The sequence below is a fragment of the Agarivorans sp. QJM3NY_30 genome (assembly GCF_050870855.2).
Taxonomy (GTDB): domain Bacteria; phylum Pseudomonadota; class Gammaproteobacteria; order Enterobacterales; family Celerinatantimonadaceae; genus Agarivorans.
This window is the reverse complement of the sequence record NZ_CP194038.2, coordinates 3628670-3647445: the sequence shown is the minus strand read 5'-3', so window position 1 is coordinate 3647445 and position 18776 is coordinate 3628670. Positions and strand designations below refer to the sequence as shown.

Annotated in this window: 17 protein-coding genes; 12 read left to right on the top strand and 5 right to left on the bottom strand. The window is 48.0% G+C overall.

What is annotated here, in order from left to right; genetic code table 11:
• Positions 1-32: 32 nt before the first annotated feature.
• Positions 33-902 (bottom strand): siderophore ferric iron reductase, encoded by an 870-nt coding sequence (locus tag ACRRSX_RS16595; RefSeq protein WP_432452107.1) that lies wholly within the window; start codon positions 900-902, stop codon positions 33-35.
• Between the two features lie 9 nt (positions 903-911).
• Positions 912-2999: a TonB-dependent siderophore receptor gene (locus tag ACRRSX_RS16590; RefSeq protein ID WP_432452108.1), complete on the bottom strand. Its 2088-nt coding sequence runs from the start codon at positions 2997-2999 to the stop codon at positions 912-914.
• Between the two features lie 296 nt (positions 3000-3295).
• Here ACRRSX_RS16590 and ACRRSX_RS16585 point away from each other — a divergent pair, with 296 nt between their 5' ends.
• From ACRRSX_RS16585 to ACRRSX_RS16555, 7 genes are all read left to right on the top strand, one after another.
• On the top strand, positions 3296-4105 hold the full coding sequence (locus ACRRSX_RS16585; protein WP_432452109.1) for a DUF3450 domain-containing protein: 810 nt from the start codon (positions 3296-3298) through the stop codon (positions 4103-4105).
• Positions 4105-5457 carry a MotA/TolQ/ExbB proton channel family protein gene (locus tag ACRRSX_RS16580; RefSeq protein ID WP_432452110.1) on the top strand — a complete coding sequence of 451 codons (1353 nt, stop codon included), beginning with the start codon at positions 4105-4107 and terminating at the stop codon, positions 5455-5457. The genes ACRRSX_RS16585 and ACRRSX_RS16580 overlap by 1 nt, the downstream gene beginning before the upstream one ends.
• A complete protein-coding gene (locus tag ACRRSX_RS16575) occupies positions 5447-5971 on the top strand; it encodes a MotA/TolQ/ExbB proton channel family protein (RefSeq protein WP_432452111.1) in 525 nt (174 codons plus the stop codon). The genes ACRRSX_RS16580 and ACRRSX_RS16575 overlap by 11 nt, the downstream gene beginning before the upstream one ends.
• Positions 5972-5997: 26 nt before the next feature.
• The gene (locus ACRRSX_RS16570; RefSeq protein ID WP_432452112.1) at positions 5998-6405 is read left to right on the top strand and encodes an ExbD/TolR family protein; all 408 of its coding nucleotides are present in this window, start codon (positions 5998-6000) and stop codon (positions 6403-6405) included.
• Between the two features lie 2 nt (positions 6406-6407).
• Positions 6408-7055, top strand: coding sequence for a TonB family protein (locus ACRRSX_RS16565; protein ID WP_432452113.1), 648 nt, complete (start codon positions 6408-6410; stop codon positions 7053-7055).
• Positions 7056-7064: 9 nt separating this feature from the next.
• Positions 7065-8276: a hypothetical protein gene (locus ACRRSX_RS16560; RefSeq protein WP_432452114.1), complete on the top strand. Its 1212-nt coding sequence runs from the start codon at positions 7065-7067 to the stop codon at positions 8274-8276.
• A 238-nt stretch (positions 8277-8514) separates the two neighbouring features.
• Positions 8515-9693, top strand: a complete 1179-nt coding sequence (locus ACRRSX_RS16555; RefSeq protein ID WP_432452115.1) for a dienelactone hydrolase family protein — start codon at positions 8515-8517, stop codon at positions 9691-9693.
• Between the two features lie 577 nt (positions 9694-10270).
• Here ACRRSX_RS16555 and ACRRSX_RS16550 read toward each other — a convergent pair.
• The gene (locus ACRRSX_RS16550; RefSeq protein ID WP_432452116.1) at positions 10271-10546 is read right to left on the bottom strand and encodes a nitrogen fixation protein NifW; all 276 of its coding nucleotides are present in this window, start codon (positions 10544-10546) and stop codon (positions 10271-10273) included.
• 203 nt (positions 10547-10749) lie between these two features.
• Between ACRRSX_RS16550 and ACRRSX_RS16545 the strand changes: the two genes are divergently transcribed.
• Complete coding sequence (locus ACRRSX_RS16545) at positions 10750-12477, top strand: DEAD/DEAH box helicase family protein (protein WP_432452117.1); 1728 nt, start codon at positions 10750-10752, stop codon at positions 12475-12477.
• Positions 12478-12641: 164 nt separating this feature from the next.
• Here ACRRSX_RS16545 and ACRRSX_RS16540 read toward each other — a convergent pair whose 3' ends face one another.
• Positions 12642-13247, bottom strand: a complete 606-nt coding sequence (locus ACRRSX_RS16540; RefSeq protein ID WP_432452118.1) for a phosphoribosyltransferase — start codon at positions 13245-13247, stop codon at positions 12642-12644.
• Positions 13248-13337: 90 nt separating this feature from the next.
• Here ACRRSX_RS16540 and ACRRSX_RS16535 point away from each other — a divergent pair, with 90 nt between their 5' ends.
• From ACRRSX_RS16535 to cynS, 4 genes are all read left to right on the top strand, one after another.
• On the top strand, positions 13338-13910 hold the full coding sequence (locus ACRRSX_RS16535) for a phosphoribosyltransferase (protein WP_432452119.1): 573 nt from the start codon (positions 13338-13340) through the stop codon (positions 13908-13910).
• Positions 13911-14447: 537 nt separating this feature from the next.
• Positions 14448-15308, top strand: a complete 861-nt coding sequence (locus tag ACRRSX_RS16530) for a formate/nitrite transporter family protein (RefSeq protein WP_432452120.1) — start codon at positions 14448-14450, stop codon at positions 15306-15308.
• A 17-nt stretch (positions 15309-15325) separates the two neighbouring features.
• A complete protein-coding gene (locus ACRRSX_RS16525) occupies positions 15326-17059 on the top strand; it encodes a protein kinase domain-containing protein (RefSeq protein ID WP_432452121.1) in 1734 nt (577 codons plus the stop codon).
• A 220-nt stretch (positions 17060-17279) separates the two neighbouring features.
• On the top strand, positions 17280-17729 hold the full coding sequence (gene cynS / locus ACRRSX_RS16520; protein ID WP_432452122.1) for a cyanase: 450 nt from the start codon (positions 17280-17282) through the stop codon (positions 17727-17729).
• A gap of 75 nt (positions 17730-17804) precedes the next feature.
• On the opposite strand, the gene ACRRSX_RS16515 is transcribed toward cynS, so the two are convergent.
• Positions 17805-18524, bottom strand: a complete 720-nt coding sequence (locus ACRRSX_RS16515) for a DUF5020 family protein (RefSeq protein ID WP_432452123.1) — start codon at positions 18522-18524, stop codon at positions 17805-17807.
• Positions 18525-18776: the final 252 nt, after the last annotated feature.

The window sequence follows — 18776 nt, the reverse complement described above, 5'->3', positions numbered from 1 at the left end:
TTTATGGCTTACTGAACATGCCGCGCTGGGGTTTAACATGTTTGCAAGGATTGTTTATGTGCCGCTAAGCGCTGTGCTAACTCGGCGCGTTGCAGCTTCGGACAGTTGAGGCAGTAATCACCATCGGCTCGCCGATAGTGCTGGCAACAGGCTGAAGGTTTGGCCAGAACGGTACTGCGTTCTGGGTTTAACTCAAAATCAAAAAATGGTGATTTGGGCCCGAGTTGAAGTTGTTCACTCCAGGGACTTAATAAATGGCTGAGTGCCACACTGTTGAGTTGCGGGAATGCTGCAGCTAACTTGAGCATCAGATTAGCGATTTGATCTTTGACGAGACGCATGGCGACGGCTTCGCTCAGTCTACCCTGTTGTCCTAAGGCTGAGCGGTAGTCTTGTAATAATTGGCTTAATTGGCGACAGCTTTGATTTAATACCCATTGCTGATCATCAGCCGCTGTGGGGGAGCTAAGTTGCAGATCCAGATAGCCACTCACAATGCCACTCTCTAAGTTAAGTCTTTGCTTGAATTGGCTCAGGTCTAAACTGGTTTGGCGGGCATATACCGCAATCAATGTTAGTGTAATGGGTTGCCAAATGAGCATCCTCCAACTTTGGATGAGCCAATACACTTCGCCAGCTTCGGGATGTTGATGTTGCCAGCTGCGATACAATTGGCAAACTACCTCACTTATTTGTGGGGATTGGGCATCAATCAACGGCTGCGAGTTAAGCTGGTGAGTGTGTAATTCAATTAAGCTGGGGCTTAAATGTCGCGCCAGTTCAGCCAAAGGCTTGCTGCTTTGAAAAGCGGCGAGCAGGTATTGGCTGATGCTATCCAAGTTAGACGATGTCATGAGCAATATTGGCTCAATTGGCCTGCGGCGAAAATGCACGGAGGCCATGGTTGAGTCCTAAAAATTGTATCGAACATCGGCGGTGACGTATAAACCTTCACCATAACCAGTGGTTCCAGAGGTAGACGCATATGCCACGTAAGTCTTATTGAATAAGTTTTTCGCGTTTAAGCTCAGATCCCAGTGACCGGTTTGGTAAGCGGCCATGGCGTCAAATAGAGTCACTGATGGTACAGTGTACAGATCAGTGCCATCGGTGGTATCTCCTACATAACGGCTTCCTAAACCGACTCGTAAACCTTCAAGCGAGCTTTTGAATTGATAATTCGCCCATACCGAAGCGAGTCTATCGGGCACATAGGCGATCCGGTAACCGGTTTCTTCATCTTCAGTTCTTTGTTCGGTATAGGTGGCAATTAAATCAACTTGTAACCATTTTTTATGAACTTCGAACTCAGCGCCTTGAATACTGACATCAGCCAGTGGCCGAACACCACCATTGGGATTGGTTTGAACTCGATTTTTCTGGGTAATGTCATACAAAGAAACGGTTGCAAGTAGGTCTGAACCAGTGGGTTGATATTTTATGCCCGTTTCATATTGCTCGCCACGTAGCGGATCGAGGTAGATCAGTTTACCGTTATTCATATCCGAGACAGCTTGCTGAGGCTCGAATGATTGCGAGTAGCTTAGGTAAGGAGAGAGTCCGTTATCAAAGTGGTACATTCCACCGAAGCGTCCGGTCACCGCATCTTCGCTAGTATTGGCGATACTACCTTCGGTTTTGGTTTTGGTGGTGTCGTAGCGTAAACCAGCATTCACCGACACTTGAGCAATATTGACTTGGTCATTCAGATAAATACCAAGTTGCGAGGCCGTCACTTCTGCCCCAGGTGTAATGGTATAGCCGCTGGGAATGTTGCCATAAACCGGATTATAAGGGTCGATGGTACCACCGCTGCCAAACCAGACATCGTCACGTGTTTTTGCCTGCTGGCCGTCTACGCCGATTAATAGCGCATGTTCTGTCGCACCCAAAGAAAAATTAGCCAAGGCGCGCACATCGCTGGTGAGCACTTTGCTATTTCCTTGCTTATGGTACGCCGCACGGTTGATCGTGCCATCGGGGTTATACATAATCGGAGCGCCATCACTACTGGTACTCGGCGCATAAGACCACATGGAGCGGTAATCGGATTCACTATCGGTGTAGCGCATATTGGCTTGCAATGACCAGATCTGATTAAAACGATGGTCAAATAAGGCCGTTAGCGATAGTTGTTCGGTGTCATAACTATCCCAGCCGGGCTCACTTAAAAAGGTGCTTTTGTCGATATACTGGCCATTCGGTCCCGCGAACAGTGTACCTTCGGTAGGTAAAAATTGAAGTACTGTGCCCGATTCGTCGCGTTGATAGTTGGCCAATAGGGTTAAATTGGTTGCGTCACCCATCATCCAGGTTAAGGAAGGATTAATCAGGTAGCGATTGTCTTCGGTATGATTAACTTGGGTATCACCTTCGCGCGCTAAAGCGACCATTCGGTAGAGTAGGTTGCTGTTAGCAATTGGTCCGGTCGAGTCAATTGCAATTTGGCGTCGATTATGGGAACCGCCTTGGGCCAATAGTTGATGACTGGCCTGCTGTTGTGGCAATTTTGACACCAGATTCACAATGCCCCCAGTAGAGCCTTGACCAAATAATACCGATGAGGGGCCTTTGAGAACTTCAATTCGTTCCATAGAGAAGGTGTCGGGGCGAATGTTGTTATAGTAGCCAAACAGTGATTTCATGCCGTCCACATACTGGGTGGGGGCGACACCACGGACCAGACTCCAGTCACCACGTGAATCTAAACCAAAGGCACTACTATAGACACCGGAAGTATAAAGTAATGCGTCCTGTAGGTTTTTAACGCCGGTATCTCGCATAAATTGTTGGTCAATCACTGCAACGGAAAATGGTAGTTCTTTGATCGGAATATCCATTTTGCTGCCAGTTGTGGTTGAGTTAGCAATTCCTTTTTCAGCGACGACGGTGAGCTTATCACCAACCTCTAATTGCTCGTGATTGGCAGTGGTTTGTTCAGCGTTGACATTTTGGCTAAGTACGGCTGCTAGCAACACCGATATGTAAGTACGGTTCATCCTTAATTTTCCTGCATTAAGTTAATTCAGTGAGTTTCACTTCCTTTCAATAAACGGTATGATATTATCAAACACAAATAAGAACAATTCTTATTTGCGTTAATGGTTGTGGTTGCTTGTTGGTGAAATGTTGCGACAGGCTGAACTTGTAAACTTTTTGTTGGTGGCGAATTTTGATGATAAATGTCGCTGCCAGCACTAAGCATTAGTGTTGTTATTTCATCGACATGCAATCTCTGGGTTGTTGGGATCCTCATTATTCATCTTGTGAAAGAATGTTTATCAGTGGTAAAAAAATGAAGATATTAAAGGGCCGGTTGAGCTGGTCATGTTTACTCGCCGGAATGTGCTTGGCTCATGTGGTACAGGCGAGTGAAATTGATGCCAGTCTTAAAACAACTGAGCAAAGTCATCGGAAAAATCAGCAGACTCAGTTGAAGCTTGATGGTTTAGATGAGCGGGCACAACAAGCCTTTTTAGATTATCAGCAAAATCAGCAACAAGCCGATTTAGTAGAGGCTTATAACAAACAGTTGAGCTTGATGGTGGCTTCTCAACAGCAAGAGCTGGATGATTTACAAAGTCAGCTTGGCTCTTTAGAGGCGACTCAGCAAGCGGCCTTACCCTTGTTGGCTGATATGCTTGAGGGTTTAGCCCATTTTGTGGCGCAAGATTTGCCTTTTTTGCCGCAGGAACGTCAGCAACGTTTAGCTAAACTGCAAAATAATTTAGTGCGAGCTGATGTGAGTTTGGCCGAGAAATACCGTCAAGTATTAGAAGCCTACCAAATTGAAATAGAATATGGACGTACCATTGAGGCTTACCAAGGTAAGTTAACCAGCGCTGAATTAAAGTCTTTTAAAACATTGCCTACCCACGATGGGGACGAACTGCAAGTCGACTTTTTCCGCTTGGGTCGCACCGCCTTGTATTTTCAAAGTTTAGATAGCCAGATTAGCGGTTTATGGGATCCTCAGCAACAAGCTTGGGTGAGTTTACCTAAACAACACAATTTGGACTTACGCTCGGCGATTCAAATCGCTTGGCAACAGAGTATTCCCGAGCTATTAACGCTGCCACTTAATCCGATCGAGCGGGGGCTGTAATGCGCATTTTGTCGATCTTACTATTTACCTTATTCAGTTTTTCAACACCGCTATCAGCCGCCGAGCCTAGTCATCGTTTAGCATCGCTCGCGACAGACATTCTTCAGCATGATGGCCAAGTCAATCAGCAGCGTTTAGCCGAATTTAAACAACACCTAGATAGTCAAAAGGCGCTATTGGCACAAAGCCAGCAACGTTTGGCCGCGGCGAATGCTCGGCAACTAGAATTAAAACAAGCCTTTGACCAAAACGAACAGCATTTAACTGAAATACAGCAATTGTTGACTCAGCGAAGTGGCCAGCTCGGCGAAGTGTTTGGTGTCGTGAAGCAACAAGCCAGTGAGGCGCAAGGGCAGTTGCAGGATTCTTTGGTTAGTGCGCAGTTTCCGGGACGCAGCAAACAGCTAGATTTTGCTTCGGCACAACGAATTCCGAGTATCGATGAATTTAAGACTTTGTGGGTTAGCTTATATGATGAGTTAAATGAGTCTGGAAAAATCGTTTTATTTGAGCGGGATGTGGTGGAGCCTTCCGGGCAAACTCGCAGTACCCAAGTGTTGCGCATTGGTAATTTTCAGTTGCTTGACCAACAAGGGCATTATTTGAGCTGGCAAAACAAGCTGGATCAATTATTGGTGTTGAGTCGTCAGCCAGACGGCGCGGCGGTGAATCAGGCGAAAGCCTATATAGAGGGCAAGCAAGCCAATTTAGTGATCGATCCTACCCGTGGCCAATTATTGGCCTTACTCGGCCAAGTGCCCAGCTTAGAGCAGCGAATTAAACAAGGTGGCTATGTGGGCTATATCATTTTGGCCTTGGGACTGATTGGTTTGGTGATGGCCCTGTGGCGGATGTTGCTGTTAAGCATCACCGAGATGAAGGTGAAGCGCCAGTTAAAAAACAGTTCAGGCCAACTATTCGATAATAACCCTTTAGGGCGAGTATTGAATAAAGCCCAGCAAAGTGAATTAGCAGTGGACGATTTAGCCTTAAGAGTTGAAGAGTCTATTTTAGAGGAAGTTCCTGGCTTAGAGCGAGGTCAAAGTCTGATTAAGTTGTTTGCGGCAGTTGCGCCTTTATTGGGGCTGCTGGGCACCGTGACCGGAATGATCGGCACTTTCCAGAGTATTACGCTGTTTGGTACCAGCGATCCGAAATTAATGGCAGGAGGGATTTCTCAGGCTCTGATTACCACGGTACTGGGCTTGATTGTGGCCATTCCACTGTTGTTTAGCCATAACTTGTTGAGTAGCCGTTCTCGCCGAGTGATTCAGATATTACAGCAAAAAAGTACCGCTTTATTGGCTGATCGACGTGAAGCTCAGCAAGTAAGGAGCAAACATGCTGCTTGATTGGAGTCGCTTTACAGCCTTGCTGCTGCAGTTTCTTCATTCCGGTGGTTGGGTGCTGAGCCTTATTTTGGCTTTAGCTGCTTTGTTGATGACGCTTATTTTGGAGCGTTATTGGTTTCGTTGGTTTAGTTTTCCAGTGTTGCGGCAACAATTTAATCAGAACGGTGCCTCGCAACGAGAACTGTATCGCTGGCAAAGTGAATATTGCGATTTAGATCTACAGCTTAAACAGCATTTATCATTTATTAAGTTATTGATTTCACTGTGCCCTTTAGTAGGCTTGCTGGGCACGGTCACCGGTATGGTACAGGTTTTTGATAGTTTAGCGCTTAACGGAACAGGCAATGCTCGTTTAATGGCAGCAGGCATTGCCAAAGCCACCTTACCCACTATGGCAGGTATGGCTATCGCGGTTTTTGGGTTGATTTTCCATACGCACTTGGCACGTTGGACCATTCGTCAACGGGCCAGCATTCAGGCGAGCGCGGCCTCACTAGGGACTCAACATGGATAATCAAAGATTAAATAGTAGAGTAGACAATGAGACAAACTAAGTTTTTATTCCAGCAAGAGGATGAAGCGCAGATCGATATGACGCCGATGCTGGATATCGTGTTCATCATGTTGATATTTTTCATCGTCTCCACTTCGTTTGTGCGTGAAGCCGGTATTGAAGTGAATCGACCCCAGTCGCAAACCAGTACCGAGCAAAGCCAAGGGGCGGTGATGGTTGCCTTAAGTGCTAAGGCCGAAATTTGGTTGGATGGTCAGGCGATAGACATTCGTATGTTACGTCCAACTTTGGAGCGTTTAAAGTCTGAGCAAGCCGATTTAGCGGTCGTGGTGCAAGCTGACGAGAAGGCCAGCACTGGTGATTTAGTGAAACTGCTGGATCAATTGCGCTTAGCAAACTTGCCGTACTCGGTGGCAACCCGGATGGGTGGTTAGTTATGTTGCGCTTGCTGGCATTTTCGCCTCTGGGTATTTTGTTTGCCTCGAGTTTTTTCTGGGCCTTAGCGCATCTTGCTGGCATCGGTCAAACGGCGAAGTTTGAACGCAGCGAAGCGCCGCACTTAAGTTTTTTGGCTGTAAAACAAGATAGCGATGTAGAACATCGCTTACGAGAGCGACAAAAACCACCAGAGCCAGAGCTCGAGGCTGTCCCAGAACTGCCACCAATGCCCTCGCAAACTTTAAGCCAAGCGCCACAGCCTAAAATCGATTTAAATTTACCGAGCATCAGTAGTACGCAAGTCGCGATTAGTTCGGTGAGTAATCTAATTCATATAGGCCCACCGGCTCCGGTTGCGGTGACGATTGATCGCAATCCGATGGCTTTGTCTCGGGTATCGCCAATTTATCCCCGTTCAGCGGAGCGACGCAAGATTGAAGGTAAAGTCACGGTGCACTTCACGGTAAAAGAAAATGGTGAGGTCGCGATTGGCAGTATTAAGGTGGTGAAATCGGATCCCAAAGGGGTGTTTGAAGCGTCGGTTAAGCAGGCTTTAATGCGTTGGCGTTTTCAGGTTAAAACCGAGAATGGTAAGGCGGTTTCTTTTAGAGCCTTACAAACTTTCGAATTTACTCGCGGTGATTAAGGAATGTTTATGTTAAAGCATATGATACTGCTGGCTTTACTTTGCGTGAGTGCTGCGGGATTTGCCAAGACTAATCAGCTCAATCAATATGAGTATAAGCAAATTAATAGCGCCTTGAGTTTGATTGAGCAACAGCAGCCTCAGCAGGCGAAGCGGGTGTTAGTGAAGCTTGAGCAGACACTCAAACCACTTGCGGCGCGGGCCTATGCTCTGGCAATTACTCGACTTAATTTGGCGCAGTTAGCCTTGAGCGGTGATCACTACCAACAGGCTCTTAATTATTATCAGCTCGCGGTGGACTCTAATACGCTCGAGCCAGCACAGCTGTTGCAACTGATGCTAGTCAGAGCACAATTAAATCTAGCCTTACAACATTGGGCGATTGGCGCTGAGCTATTGGAGACTTGGTTAAGCCAAGCCGAGCCAAGCTCAATTGCGGCTAGCCATTATCAGCTGTTGGCTCAGGCAAAATTGCAGCAGCAGCAATGGCGCGCTGGGGCGGAGGCGATTGAACGGGCCATCAGTATGCAAAAATCAGCAACGGTGCCGATAAATTGGTATCAGATGGCGATGGTCAGTCGCTCTCAGCTGTCGCAATGGCGCTTGGCGATCAAATGGCAAAAGCAGCTGCTGTCAGCCGAGCCGAAAAAAATGTCGCACTGGTATCAACTTGCGGCGTTGTTGATGCAAAATAAAGATGAGCCTGCTGCTTTGGCCAGTTTACGCTTGGCCTATCAGCAAGGATTATTTGAGAAGCCAAGCCAGTACACTTTGTTGAGCCAATTATTGATACGTCAAGGCAATGCCTATTTGGCGGCGCAGATCTTAGAGCAAGCGATGCAGCGTGGGCAGTTAAAGCGAAATAAGCGTTATCAGTCTTTGCTTAGTCAAGCTTGGTTGCTGGCCAAGCAGCAAAAGCAGGCGAGTGCTGCCTTAGCGCAACTTTTGAAAATTGACGATAGTGAAGCGAATTTACGTCAGTATGCGCAATTGTTATTGCAGCAGCAACAGTGGAATAAAGCACTTGATGTGTTACAGCATTTGGCGGATAAACAAGCTAAAGTTGAACCACGCTTGTGGTTAATGATGGGGATCGCCAATATTCATCTGGGGCAGTTAAGTAGAGCGCAACAGCTGATTGCTAAAGCAGAAACCGATGATAAGTTACGCAACGAGAGTCAAGTGTGGCTGAATTATATTAGTCAGGTACAGGCGGGCTAGCAGCCTGTTTGAGGGGCTCCGTTTGATACTCTCTAGTTGTTGCCTCCTTCGCTGGCGCTGCCGCTCAAGAATCTAAAAACGACGGTAGACACGATTTTTTATATTCTATGCAGTTAAACGTATGTTTTATCTGCTTTTACTTAATTTAACAATTGTGATTCCGCTAACGATAATCCTTGATTAAAGATCGTATTTTAAACCGATGTTTCATTTTGGTTTTAATCAATTAAGGATGCTTATGAAGCCACTCGTTGTTGCCAGTTTACTGAGTGCTGTAATGGCACTAACACCTCAGTTACTGCATGCCAAAGCCGCCGAAGGCGCGACGTATCAAATGCAAGCATTTGACCAAGCCCAGCGTAGTTTTCCGGTTTTTTATCAGAAGCTTAAACAGCGGATGCCATTTACCATGAGCTGGGCAAATAAGCAACTGAGTCCCCAACAGTGGCGGGAGCAAGGTTTAGCCAAAGCGCGTGAGTTGATCCTCCCTTATCAAGATGACACCCCCTTTAAACCGATGGTGATCGACCAAGTTGATCGCGGCTCTTATATTGCGCAAAAGGTGGTGTTTAATATCAGTAACGAGAGTCGGGTGATGGCGTTTTTGCTGACGCCGAAGGGCGAAGGGCCATTCCCCGCCGCGTTATTTCTGCACGATCATGGCAGTAAATTTGATATTGGCAAAGAAAAGTTTGTGCAAACCTGGGATGACGAGGCTCGTTTAGCCTCTTCACAAAAATGGGCCGATAAGTTTTTCACCGGGCGCTTTCCGGGGGATGAACTGGCAAAACGCGGCTATGTGGTATTGTCCATCGATGCCTTAGGCTGGGGCGATCGTTCGGTGCCTGGCTTTGTCACCGGTTCACAACAAGCGCTGGCCTCCAACTTGTTTAACTTAGGTGCTTCCTTCGCCGGTATTATCGCGCTGGAAGATGTACGCGCTTCAGAGTTTTTAGCCAGCCAGCCGCAGGTGGATAAACAGCGGGTTGCGGCCATAGGTTTTTCCATGGGGGCATTTCGCTCGTGGCAGGTGGCTGCCTTATCGGATGCGATTACCGCCAGCATTGTTGATTGCTGGATGGGGACGATGAAGGGCTTGATGGTACCGGGTAACAATCAGCTGAAGGGGCAATCGGCTTTTTCGATGTTGCATCCCTATATTGCGCGTTATCTCGATTACCCTGATATCGCCGCCCTGAGCGCGCCGAAACCGATGTTGGTTTATGCGGGCGCTAAAGATAAGCTGTTTCCGGTGGATTCGGTGAAGTCGGCCTTCTATACCCTGCATTCGGTTTGGGACGCCAATGGTGCTGGCGATAAGCTAGAAACCAAGTTGTGGGCCGATAAAAGTCATACCTTTACCGAAGATATGCAGCAGGCGGCCTTTGATTGGCTAGATAAGCAGTTTGCTCGCTAGTTGTGGTGAAGGGGGCTTTCGCTTGCTTGAAGCACCCTTGAGTCAATTCCAATTTCATTCGCGTCGCTCGCAGGAAGTGCAACCACGGCAGGCAGAGCGCGTTGTTTCGATTGGCTAGATAAGCAGTTTGCTTGCTAGTTGTGGTGAAGGTAGTTGTTAAGGTAGTTGTTAAGGTAGTTGTTAAGGTAGCGGTGAAGGGGGCTTAGCTTGCTTGAAGCCCCCTTCAGTCAATTCCACTTTCATTCGCGTCGCTCACAGGAAGTACCACCACGACAGGCAGAGCGCGTTGTTTCGATTGGCTAGATAAGCAGTTTGCTCGCTAGTTGTGGTGAAGGTAGTTGTTAAGGTAGTGGTTAAGGTAGCGGTGAAGGGGGCTTTCGCTTGCTTGAAGCACTCTTGATTCAATTCCACTTTCATTAGCGTCGCTCACAGGAAGTACCACCACGGCAGCCAGAGCGCGTTGTTTCGATTGGCTAGATAAGCAGTTTGCTTGCTAGTAGTGGTGAAGGTAGCGGTTAAGGTAGTGGTGAAGGGGGCTTAGCTTGCTTGAAGCACCCTTGAGTCAATTCCACTTTCATTAGCGTCGCTCGCAGGAAGTACAACCACGACAGGCTGATCGGGTGTGTGGATCGAGCCTGCTGCGTTGCACCTTGCAATAGGCATTTTTCAGTGCGCGGCGTGCAGCAAACCAATCTTCGGGTTTGCTTAGTAACAGATTCCCCATGAAATTCTTCATTAAGGCTTGCCGATATTGCTCGATAAAGATTTGATCGTAGTCGATCTCAAAATAGCTTAGCGCTTGCTCTATACAGCTAAAACTGGCGATGGTTTGTTGGATCTGTGCTTGGCTCATGGTGATTGATCATACAAAACTTTGAGTCCCAGTGTAGCCAAGTTTCAAGGGACTTTTTTTGATATCGCCCCGTTCACCGGCATCATCCACTGAAAGTTTTGGTAAGGGCTTCACTTTTCCCGAGGAAGCAAACGCCTGCGAGGCCTATTGAAACATGGCATAATCGAGCTCATCTTTATTAATCGCAGGAACCCGGGCCTTTCATGTTACAACTGCGCGATTATCAACAAGCGGCGGTAGATGCTGTATTGAGTCACTTTCGTCAAAGTGATGAGGCTGCCGTTGTGGTATTGCCCACCGGTGCAGGAAAAAGCATCGTGATCGCCGAGCTGGCGCGCTTGGCACGACACCCCATCCTAGTATTGGCGCATGTTAAAGAGTTGGTCGAGCAAAACCAGAGTAAGTTTAGCGCCTATGGCTTCGAGTCGGGCATTTTTGCGGCGGGCCTTGGCCAAAAGCAAGCGCAGTTTCCGGTCACCTTTGCCAGCGTGCAATCGCTGAGTCGTAATCTGGGGCAGTTTAGCGGCTACTATTCGCTGTTGGTGATTGATGAATGTCATCGGGTGAGTGATGATAGCGACAGCCAATATCAAGTGATTATTGAGCATTTAAAACAGCAAAACCCCCAGCTCAAAGTACTCGGCCTGACCGCAACCCCTTATCGCTTAGACAAGGGCTGGATTTACCAACAGCATTATCACGGCTATGTACGCAGCGAGCAGGCGCGCCCCTTTCACAAGTGTATCTATGAATTACCTCTGCGGCATTTGATAAACAAAGGTTACCTAACGCAACCCTTGTTGGTTGACGCTCCCGCGGCACGCTATCAGTTCGACGAGTTGCCCAGCCAATACAGTGAAGCCCAGCTGGATCAATTTTTGTCTGGCTGTCCTCGAGTGACTCAAGCCATCTGCCAGCAATTACTCAAGCTGGCCGAATCGCGGCGCGGGGTGATGGTATTTGCTGCAACGGTTAATCACGCCAGGGAAATCGCTCACTATTTGCCCGACGAACAAACGGCGGTGGTGACGGCGGAAACGCCGCATCAGCAGCGTGACCAGTTGATCGAACAATTTAAACAGCAGCAGCTTAAGTTCTTGGTGAATGTATCGGTGCTTACCACTGGCTTTGATGCACCACATGTTGATTTAATAGCGATTCTGCGGCGCACCGCCTCGGTAAGCCTGTATCAGCAGATTGCCGGGCGGGGCTTACGTTTATATCCGGATAAAAGCGACTGCCTAATCGTTGATTATGCGGGCAATAATTACGATCTCTACCAGCCGGAAATTGGCGAAACCAAGCCCAATCCGAATAGCACTTTGGTGCAGGTTGAGTGTCCGCAATGCCAGTTTGCTAATATTTTCTGGGGACTTACCGACAAAGATGGCGACATCATTGAGCATTATGGAAGGCGCTGTCAGGGCTTAGTTGAGGATCCAAATTATCCCGAAAAATTAGTGCAATGTAACTATCGTTATAAGTACAAACAGTGTTCGCAATGCAATGCCGAAAACGACATCGCCGCGCGTCAGTGCCACGCCTGTGGTTTTCAGATGATTGACCCAGATAAGCAGCTCAAAGATGCGCTGCAACTAAAAGATCGTAAGGTCTTGCGTTGCAGCGGGATCTCGGCAAGTTGTGCTGGCGACAAGTTGCGTATTACCTATCATGATGAAGATGGCGCAGAGCTCAGCGAAAGCTTCAATTTTAGTTACGCTAAGGCCAAGCAGCAGTTTAATCAGCTATTTTGTCGTCGTGTCGATGGTGAAAAGCAGACGCTTGATAGCGCCATACAAGCCGAACAAGCGATCCAGCACTTGGTGGCCCCCGATTTTGTGATCGCCAAACAACAAAAACACTATTGGCGAATTGAGCATCGCATCTTCGACTATCAAGGCAATTTTAGAAAAGCCAATCAGCAGTACTAGTGGCTGTCGCTGAGGACCTCGATGGCGATCCACGACCGAGTAGGGCCGCTTTTAACACCGGAGCTTATGAATATCAGCACTAAGCGGTGAGTCTTAATAAAGATAAAGCGGCCGATGAGCCGCTTTTTTGTGTCTGGGAGTGGTGCTGAGGAGCAGCAGTTCGTTTATTTTGTTTGTTCGGTTTTGATTAGCGGGGCGACAAAGGGTTTGTGTTCGGCGATTTCTGCGGGGCTGAGTCCGGTGAGTTCGTAGGGAAATACCAGCCACTGCTCGGTTTGATGCAGACAAAAGTCGGGTTTTAGCTGGGTTTGGTTAAACTTAGGACGCTCCCAAAGGGTGGCCACTTTGACCTGCGTTGGCATGTTGCGTTTTAGTTTACTTTGCAGCCGATTAATCACCGCCACTACGTTATGACCGCTGCTAAACACATCGTCGACAATAAGCAGACTATCATCAACATTGAGGTTTTCCAGGAGGTATTGAATACCGTGTACCCGAATCGAGTCTGGTTGCTCTAAGATTTGCTGATAATTGGCTTGGCCCTGATAAGAGGTACGTACCGAGATGTGATCGGTGACTAAACCAAGGGTTTGCAAACACTCTTGCACGTAAATCCCCACTGCGCTGCCGCCACGCCAAAGCCCGACAATAAAGCTTGGACGGAATCCGCTTTCAAATATCTTCACGCCGAGTCGGAAAGAGTCTTGGATCAGCGTATCTTCATCTAAATAATGTTTTTGCAGCTGGTCTGTGGGCTGGTTCAATGGCATCTTAGTATCCTTGAATAAGCGGGCTGATTAATGCTAGTTTTATACTACAACTTTGACCCTGAGGTCAGCTTTTTAATAGGATACATGGAAATGAGTGAAAAACTCTATATTAGCGGCCAAGATCTTTTAGAAGACTCATTCCGTTTGGCTGAGCAAGTTCTGAGCAGTGGCTTTCGTCCCAGCTTTATTATTGCGGTATGGCGCGGCGGGGCACCGATTGGTATTGCGGTACAGGAGTTTTTGGCTTATCACGGTATCACTAGCGACAATATTGCCATCCGCACCGCTTCTTATGCTGCGGCGATTGATAATCAGGCCAAAGAGGTCAAGGTGTTTGGCCTAAACTATCTGGTGAAACATGTGCAGCAGCATGACCGCTTATTGATTGTTGATGATGTGTTTGATACCGGACGTTCCATCGATGCAATTATCAGCGAATTAACGCGTTTGGCGCGGCTGAACACGCCCAGCGATATTCGTGTGGCCGTGCCTTATTTTAAACCGGAACGCAATAAAACCGAGCGGGTGCCCGATTACTTCTTACATGAAACCAGCCAGTGGTTGAAGTATCCGCATTCCTTGGAAGGCTTAAGTCCGGATGAGATCGCAGAGTATCGTCCCGAGCTTTATCAAATTATCAAAGCCCACCTCCCCAAAGCTTAACTGCTGTTTAGCTCTCAGGTATTTGCTTTCCTGACCAAGCAGATACCTGATAGTGATGAAACGGCTTTTATTTCGTCTCGAAGCTATCTTCAAAATCGGTGTTCCTTGGGCATCCCTGCAGATGGATGTTGCTGAGGACTGCCGTAACACTTCCGCAATACTAAGAGGTCTTTAAACCGCAGTTCTGCCTTGAACGAGCCTGTTGGTGAGAGAGGTACACGCCGCACTGAAAACTACCCATAAAGTAGTATTTTTCATTAAATTGAATAGCTTAGGCTATATATTGGTGCGCTTTATCTTGGCTGTTGCTGGTGATTCCTAGACTTAAACGTTGCTCGATAGCTTACTGTTACTGATTTGTTATCAATTTGCTGGAGGTTGGTTCTGCTTGGCTCAGCAATTGCTATAGAGACTATGTTGCGCAAGCAAAGATCGCATCAACCAGTTGCAGTGATCCTTGATACTGCTTTGTAAAGGTGGGTCGTTGGTCTTATGAGCCATCAGAAATTTTATTCAATTAGTCATAAAGGGAAAGTTATGTCTTATTTAATTCCAGCAGAATTTGTTAGCAAAATGGTCGACGCGGGTGAATCTAAAGTATTTATGTCCACTCGCGATACTGTGATTCGTGCATTTATGGCGGGGGCTATTTTAGCGCTGGCTGCTATTTTTGCGATTACCATCGCGGTGAATACCGGACACTTCTTACTGGGGGCCATTTTGTTCCCCGTGGGTTTTTGTATGCTCTACCTCATGGGTTTTGATTTGCTCACCGGGGTATTTGTACTGGTACCGCTGGCCTTGCTCGACAAACGCCCCGGGGTTGATGTGCAGGGTTTACTCCGCAACTGGGGTTTAGTGTTTTTGGGTAATTTTGGCGGCGCGTTAAGCGTGGCGGTGATGATGGCCTTTATTTTTACTTACGGCTTTAACGTTGAAGCTGGCGCGGTGGGGGCAAAGGCGGCCAGCATTGGTGAAGCACGTACTCTGGGGTATGCAGAGCATGGGGTTGCGGGCTGGTTTACTATTTTTGTACGCGGCATGCTATGTAACTGGATGGTCTCAATGGGGGTTGTTGGCGCGATGATCTCTACCTCGGTGAGCGGGAAGGTGATAGCGATGTGGATGCCTATCTTCTTATTCTTCTATATGGGCTTTGAGCACTCGGTGGTGAACATGTTTTTATTCCCCTTCGGTTTAATTATGGGGGGAGACTTCTCGATTATGGACTACTTCCTTTGGAATGAAATTCCAACCGCACTGGGTAATCTGGTTGGCGGCTTAGCCTTTACCGGTTTAACTCTGTATACCACTCACGTGAGAACCGCACCTAAACGTCAGCTGGCGAAGGCACCTCGTGTCACCGCGGAAAAAGCCAGCGCTTTAGTGAATGCTTAAGCAAGGTTGACGTCACGATGACCAGCCTATTGCAAGTGAGCATTGGCAGCTATTCTGATAAGGGGCGCAAGCCCCTGAATCAGGACTGCCATGGCAGCCTGATCCCTCGCGACTCGTTGCTTGCCTCCAAAGGCGTGGCGGTGGTGATGGCCGATGGGATCAGCTCCAGCCAGCTTAGTCATATTGCCAGCGAGACCACGGTGAATAGTTTTTTAGATGACTATTATTGCACCTCAGAACTCTGGTCGGTTCAACATTCGGTCGAGCGGGTACTCGCTGCCAGCAACGCCTGGTTGTTTAGTCAAACGCAACACAGCCCTTACCGTTACGACAAAGACAAGGGCTACGTATGCACTTGCAGTGCCTTGGTTGTGAAAGGTGATGTTGCCCATGTGTTTCATGTGGGGGATACCCGGGTATATCGTTTGAATCAGCATGGCTTGGAACAGCTCACCCACGACCATCGCTTATGGGTTTCTGAGCAGCAGAGTCATTTAAGTCGTGCCCTGGGCATTGAGGCTCACTGCCCGTTCGACTACCAGTCGCTGCGGGTACAGGCCGCTGACGTGTTTATTCTGGCCACCGATGGCGTCTATGAATTTATTACCGCCGCGGTGCTTGAACAGGCGCTTAGCCAGCATGCAACCGACTTACAGGCCGCCGCAAAACAGATTGTCGAGCAGGCCTATCAAGCGGGGAGTGATGACAACCTGAGCCTGCAAATTGTTCGGGTTGAACAGCTGCCAAAGCCCTTGGCGCATCCCTTACTGGAAACCCTGGGTTCACGCCCTGTTCCACCCGACTTAAGTGCTGGCTGCTCATTTGACGGGTATCGAATTGTCCGTCAATTGCACGCGAGTCCCCGCAGCCATGTGTATTTGGCCATAGATGAGCAAACGCTCAGCCAGGTTATTTTAAAAACGCCGTCGATTGAGATGCGTGCCGATCCCGCTTATTTGGAGCGTTTTGTGAGCGAAGAATGGATCGCTCGCCGGATCAACAGTGCCTATGTTGTGAAGGCGGCGTCGCAAACGCGTCCGCGCCAATATTTTTATAGTGTATTTGAATACATCGAAGGACAAAGCTTAGCGCAATGGATCACCGATCATCCCAAGGCCGAACTCGGCACGGTAAGGGGCATGGTGGAGCAAATTGCCAGGGGGTTACGCGCCTTTCATCGTATGGATATGTTGCATCAGGATCTAAAGCCCGACAACATCATGATTGATGCTACCGGCACCTTAAAGATCATTGATTTTGGCTCGGTGTGGGCGGCGGGTTTAGCCGAAACGAGCAGTGAGGGGGAATCCTCCTGTTTGCTTGGGACCGCATTATACGCTGCGCCGGAGTATTTTTTAGGTGAGCCGGGGAGCATCCGTTCCGAGCAGTTTTCTTTGGCGGTGATTGCCTACCATATGTTGTCGGGGCGTTACCCTTACGCAACCAAGGTGGCGAGGGCGAAAAGCTCTGCCGCGCAGCAGCGTTTGCATTATCAATCGGTGTTAGACAAAGACCGCGAGATCCCCGCATGGATCGACGATGCTCTAGCCAAGGCCCTGCAGCTGAATCCAGATAAACGTTATTCAGAAATTAGCGAATTTCTGGCCGATCTACGCCGGCCAAACCGCCAGTTTTTAAACCAAAGCCGAGCGCCGCTGGCCGAGCGTAATCCGCTAGCGCTATGGCAGGGGATCGCCGCAATGTTGGCGATGCTGGTGATTTTTTTACTCACGCAACTAAACACCCGTTAAAGCCCTCGGCTTGTTTCGCCGGGATGCTTGTTGCGGCGCGTTTGGCTGTGATTTCAGCAAGGCGGCAGCCCATGTTGCTGGTTCGGGAGCAAATACCAGCTAAAGGGGGATTTGTCTCGTTCAGGCGCAAATAAGGGGCTGGATCCAAAAACGTCTGGTTTGTCCACCCGTGAGTCCGCCTTAAAGCGACCCTTATCACTTAATCAGAAAGGATGCTGCAATGATTACCAATAGAGAACAAGTAAGCCAACTTATTATGGCGGCGAAAGTTGCCAAGGGACTCAAGTGGGCCGAGCTGGCACAGGCCATTGGCTTGTCTAAGGAGTGGACCACCGCCGCCTGTCTGGGGCAAATGACCTTAAATAAACGTCAGGCCGAGCTTATCGGTGAGCGCTGTGACTTGCCCGACGAAGCGGTGGCCTGGTTGCAAATTGCCCCCTATAAAGGCTCGTTGCCAACGGCGATCCCCAGCGATCCACTGATTTACCGCTGGTATGAAGTGGTGAACGTCTATGGAACGACCATTAAGGAGCTGATCCATGAAGAATTTGGTGATGGCATCATGAGTGCTATCGATTTTTCAATGGATATCAGTAGGGAGTTAGATGAGAAGGGGGATCGGGTAAAAGTGATCCTGTCGGGAAAATTCTTACCCTATAAATCTTACTAAAATATGCGTGAGCGTTGCCAGGCAGGGATTTAGTTGTAGTAAGGGTGAGCAAACACTCACCCTCTTTCCAGCCGACTAGAAGTGCCATTTCACCAATAGGGAAGCCACTCGTTCGTCAACATCGGTTCCGTATTTATTGTTCCAATACGCATATTCGATACCGACATAGAGTGGTGAGCTGAAGCCTAAGTTTTTGCCTGCATTCCATTTAATTTGGGGGGTTAAGTTCATTTCTGACTTGTTGGTTTCGCTGGCCGAAGACCAATCCATAAAACCATCAATCAGGAAGTCTTGTGAACCAATACTAAATGGTGCCCCCCAAGTGATGGTGAGCTGTTCATCGTTGGCGCTGATGTCGTTGTTCACCTGATAAACATTTACATTAAAGTATTGGAAACCAGGCACGGTGATATCCACTCCCACGCCATATAAATAGTTATTAAAGCCGTCGCCCATTTCCCAGGTGCTGGCGAAGAGTACATCTTTAATTGGTCCGAGCGAAAATGTGCTGTCGGTGAGTTTGTTGAAACTTAGGCGAGGGGAGAGCTCACCGTAAAAGCTGGCATCGCCGTCCTTTGGCATGGTTCTATCGATGAAGAAGAAATTATCTCCCCAACTATGGCCACTGGCATGCTCAACCGTCATCACCTGCATTTTACCGTTGGGGGTAAACTCATATTCAGTACCATACAGGTAACTCAAACTAAAGGTACTCCATTGCATTTCTGCTGAGGCCTGAGTCGCTGAGAATAATCCAGACAAGGCAATGCTTGCCAAGGCTATTTGTTTTTTCATTGTGTATTCCTTTACTTAAATAACGAACCAAAATTAAAACTGACTGTGTGGTCAAGTCTGTAGAGTTAGCAATAAATTGGCCAAGTGGTCAGGTTATTACAGGGAGAAACTGAGATGCCTTTAACTTTTTCTTTAACATTAAGTGCTTGCGTGAAACAAAAAATTAAAGTTAGGCTAAGTTTTGTTGAATTTAGTGATATAAATTTGCACGAAAACTATGCGTAGATCACATTTTCTCCCCAATTTAAGGCG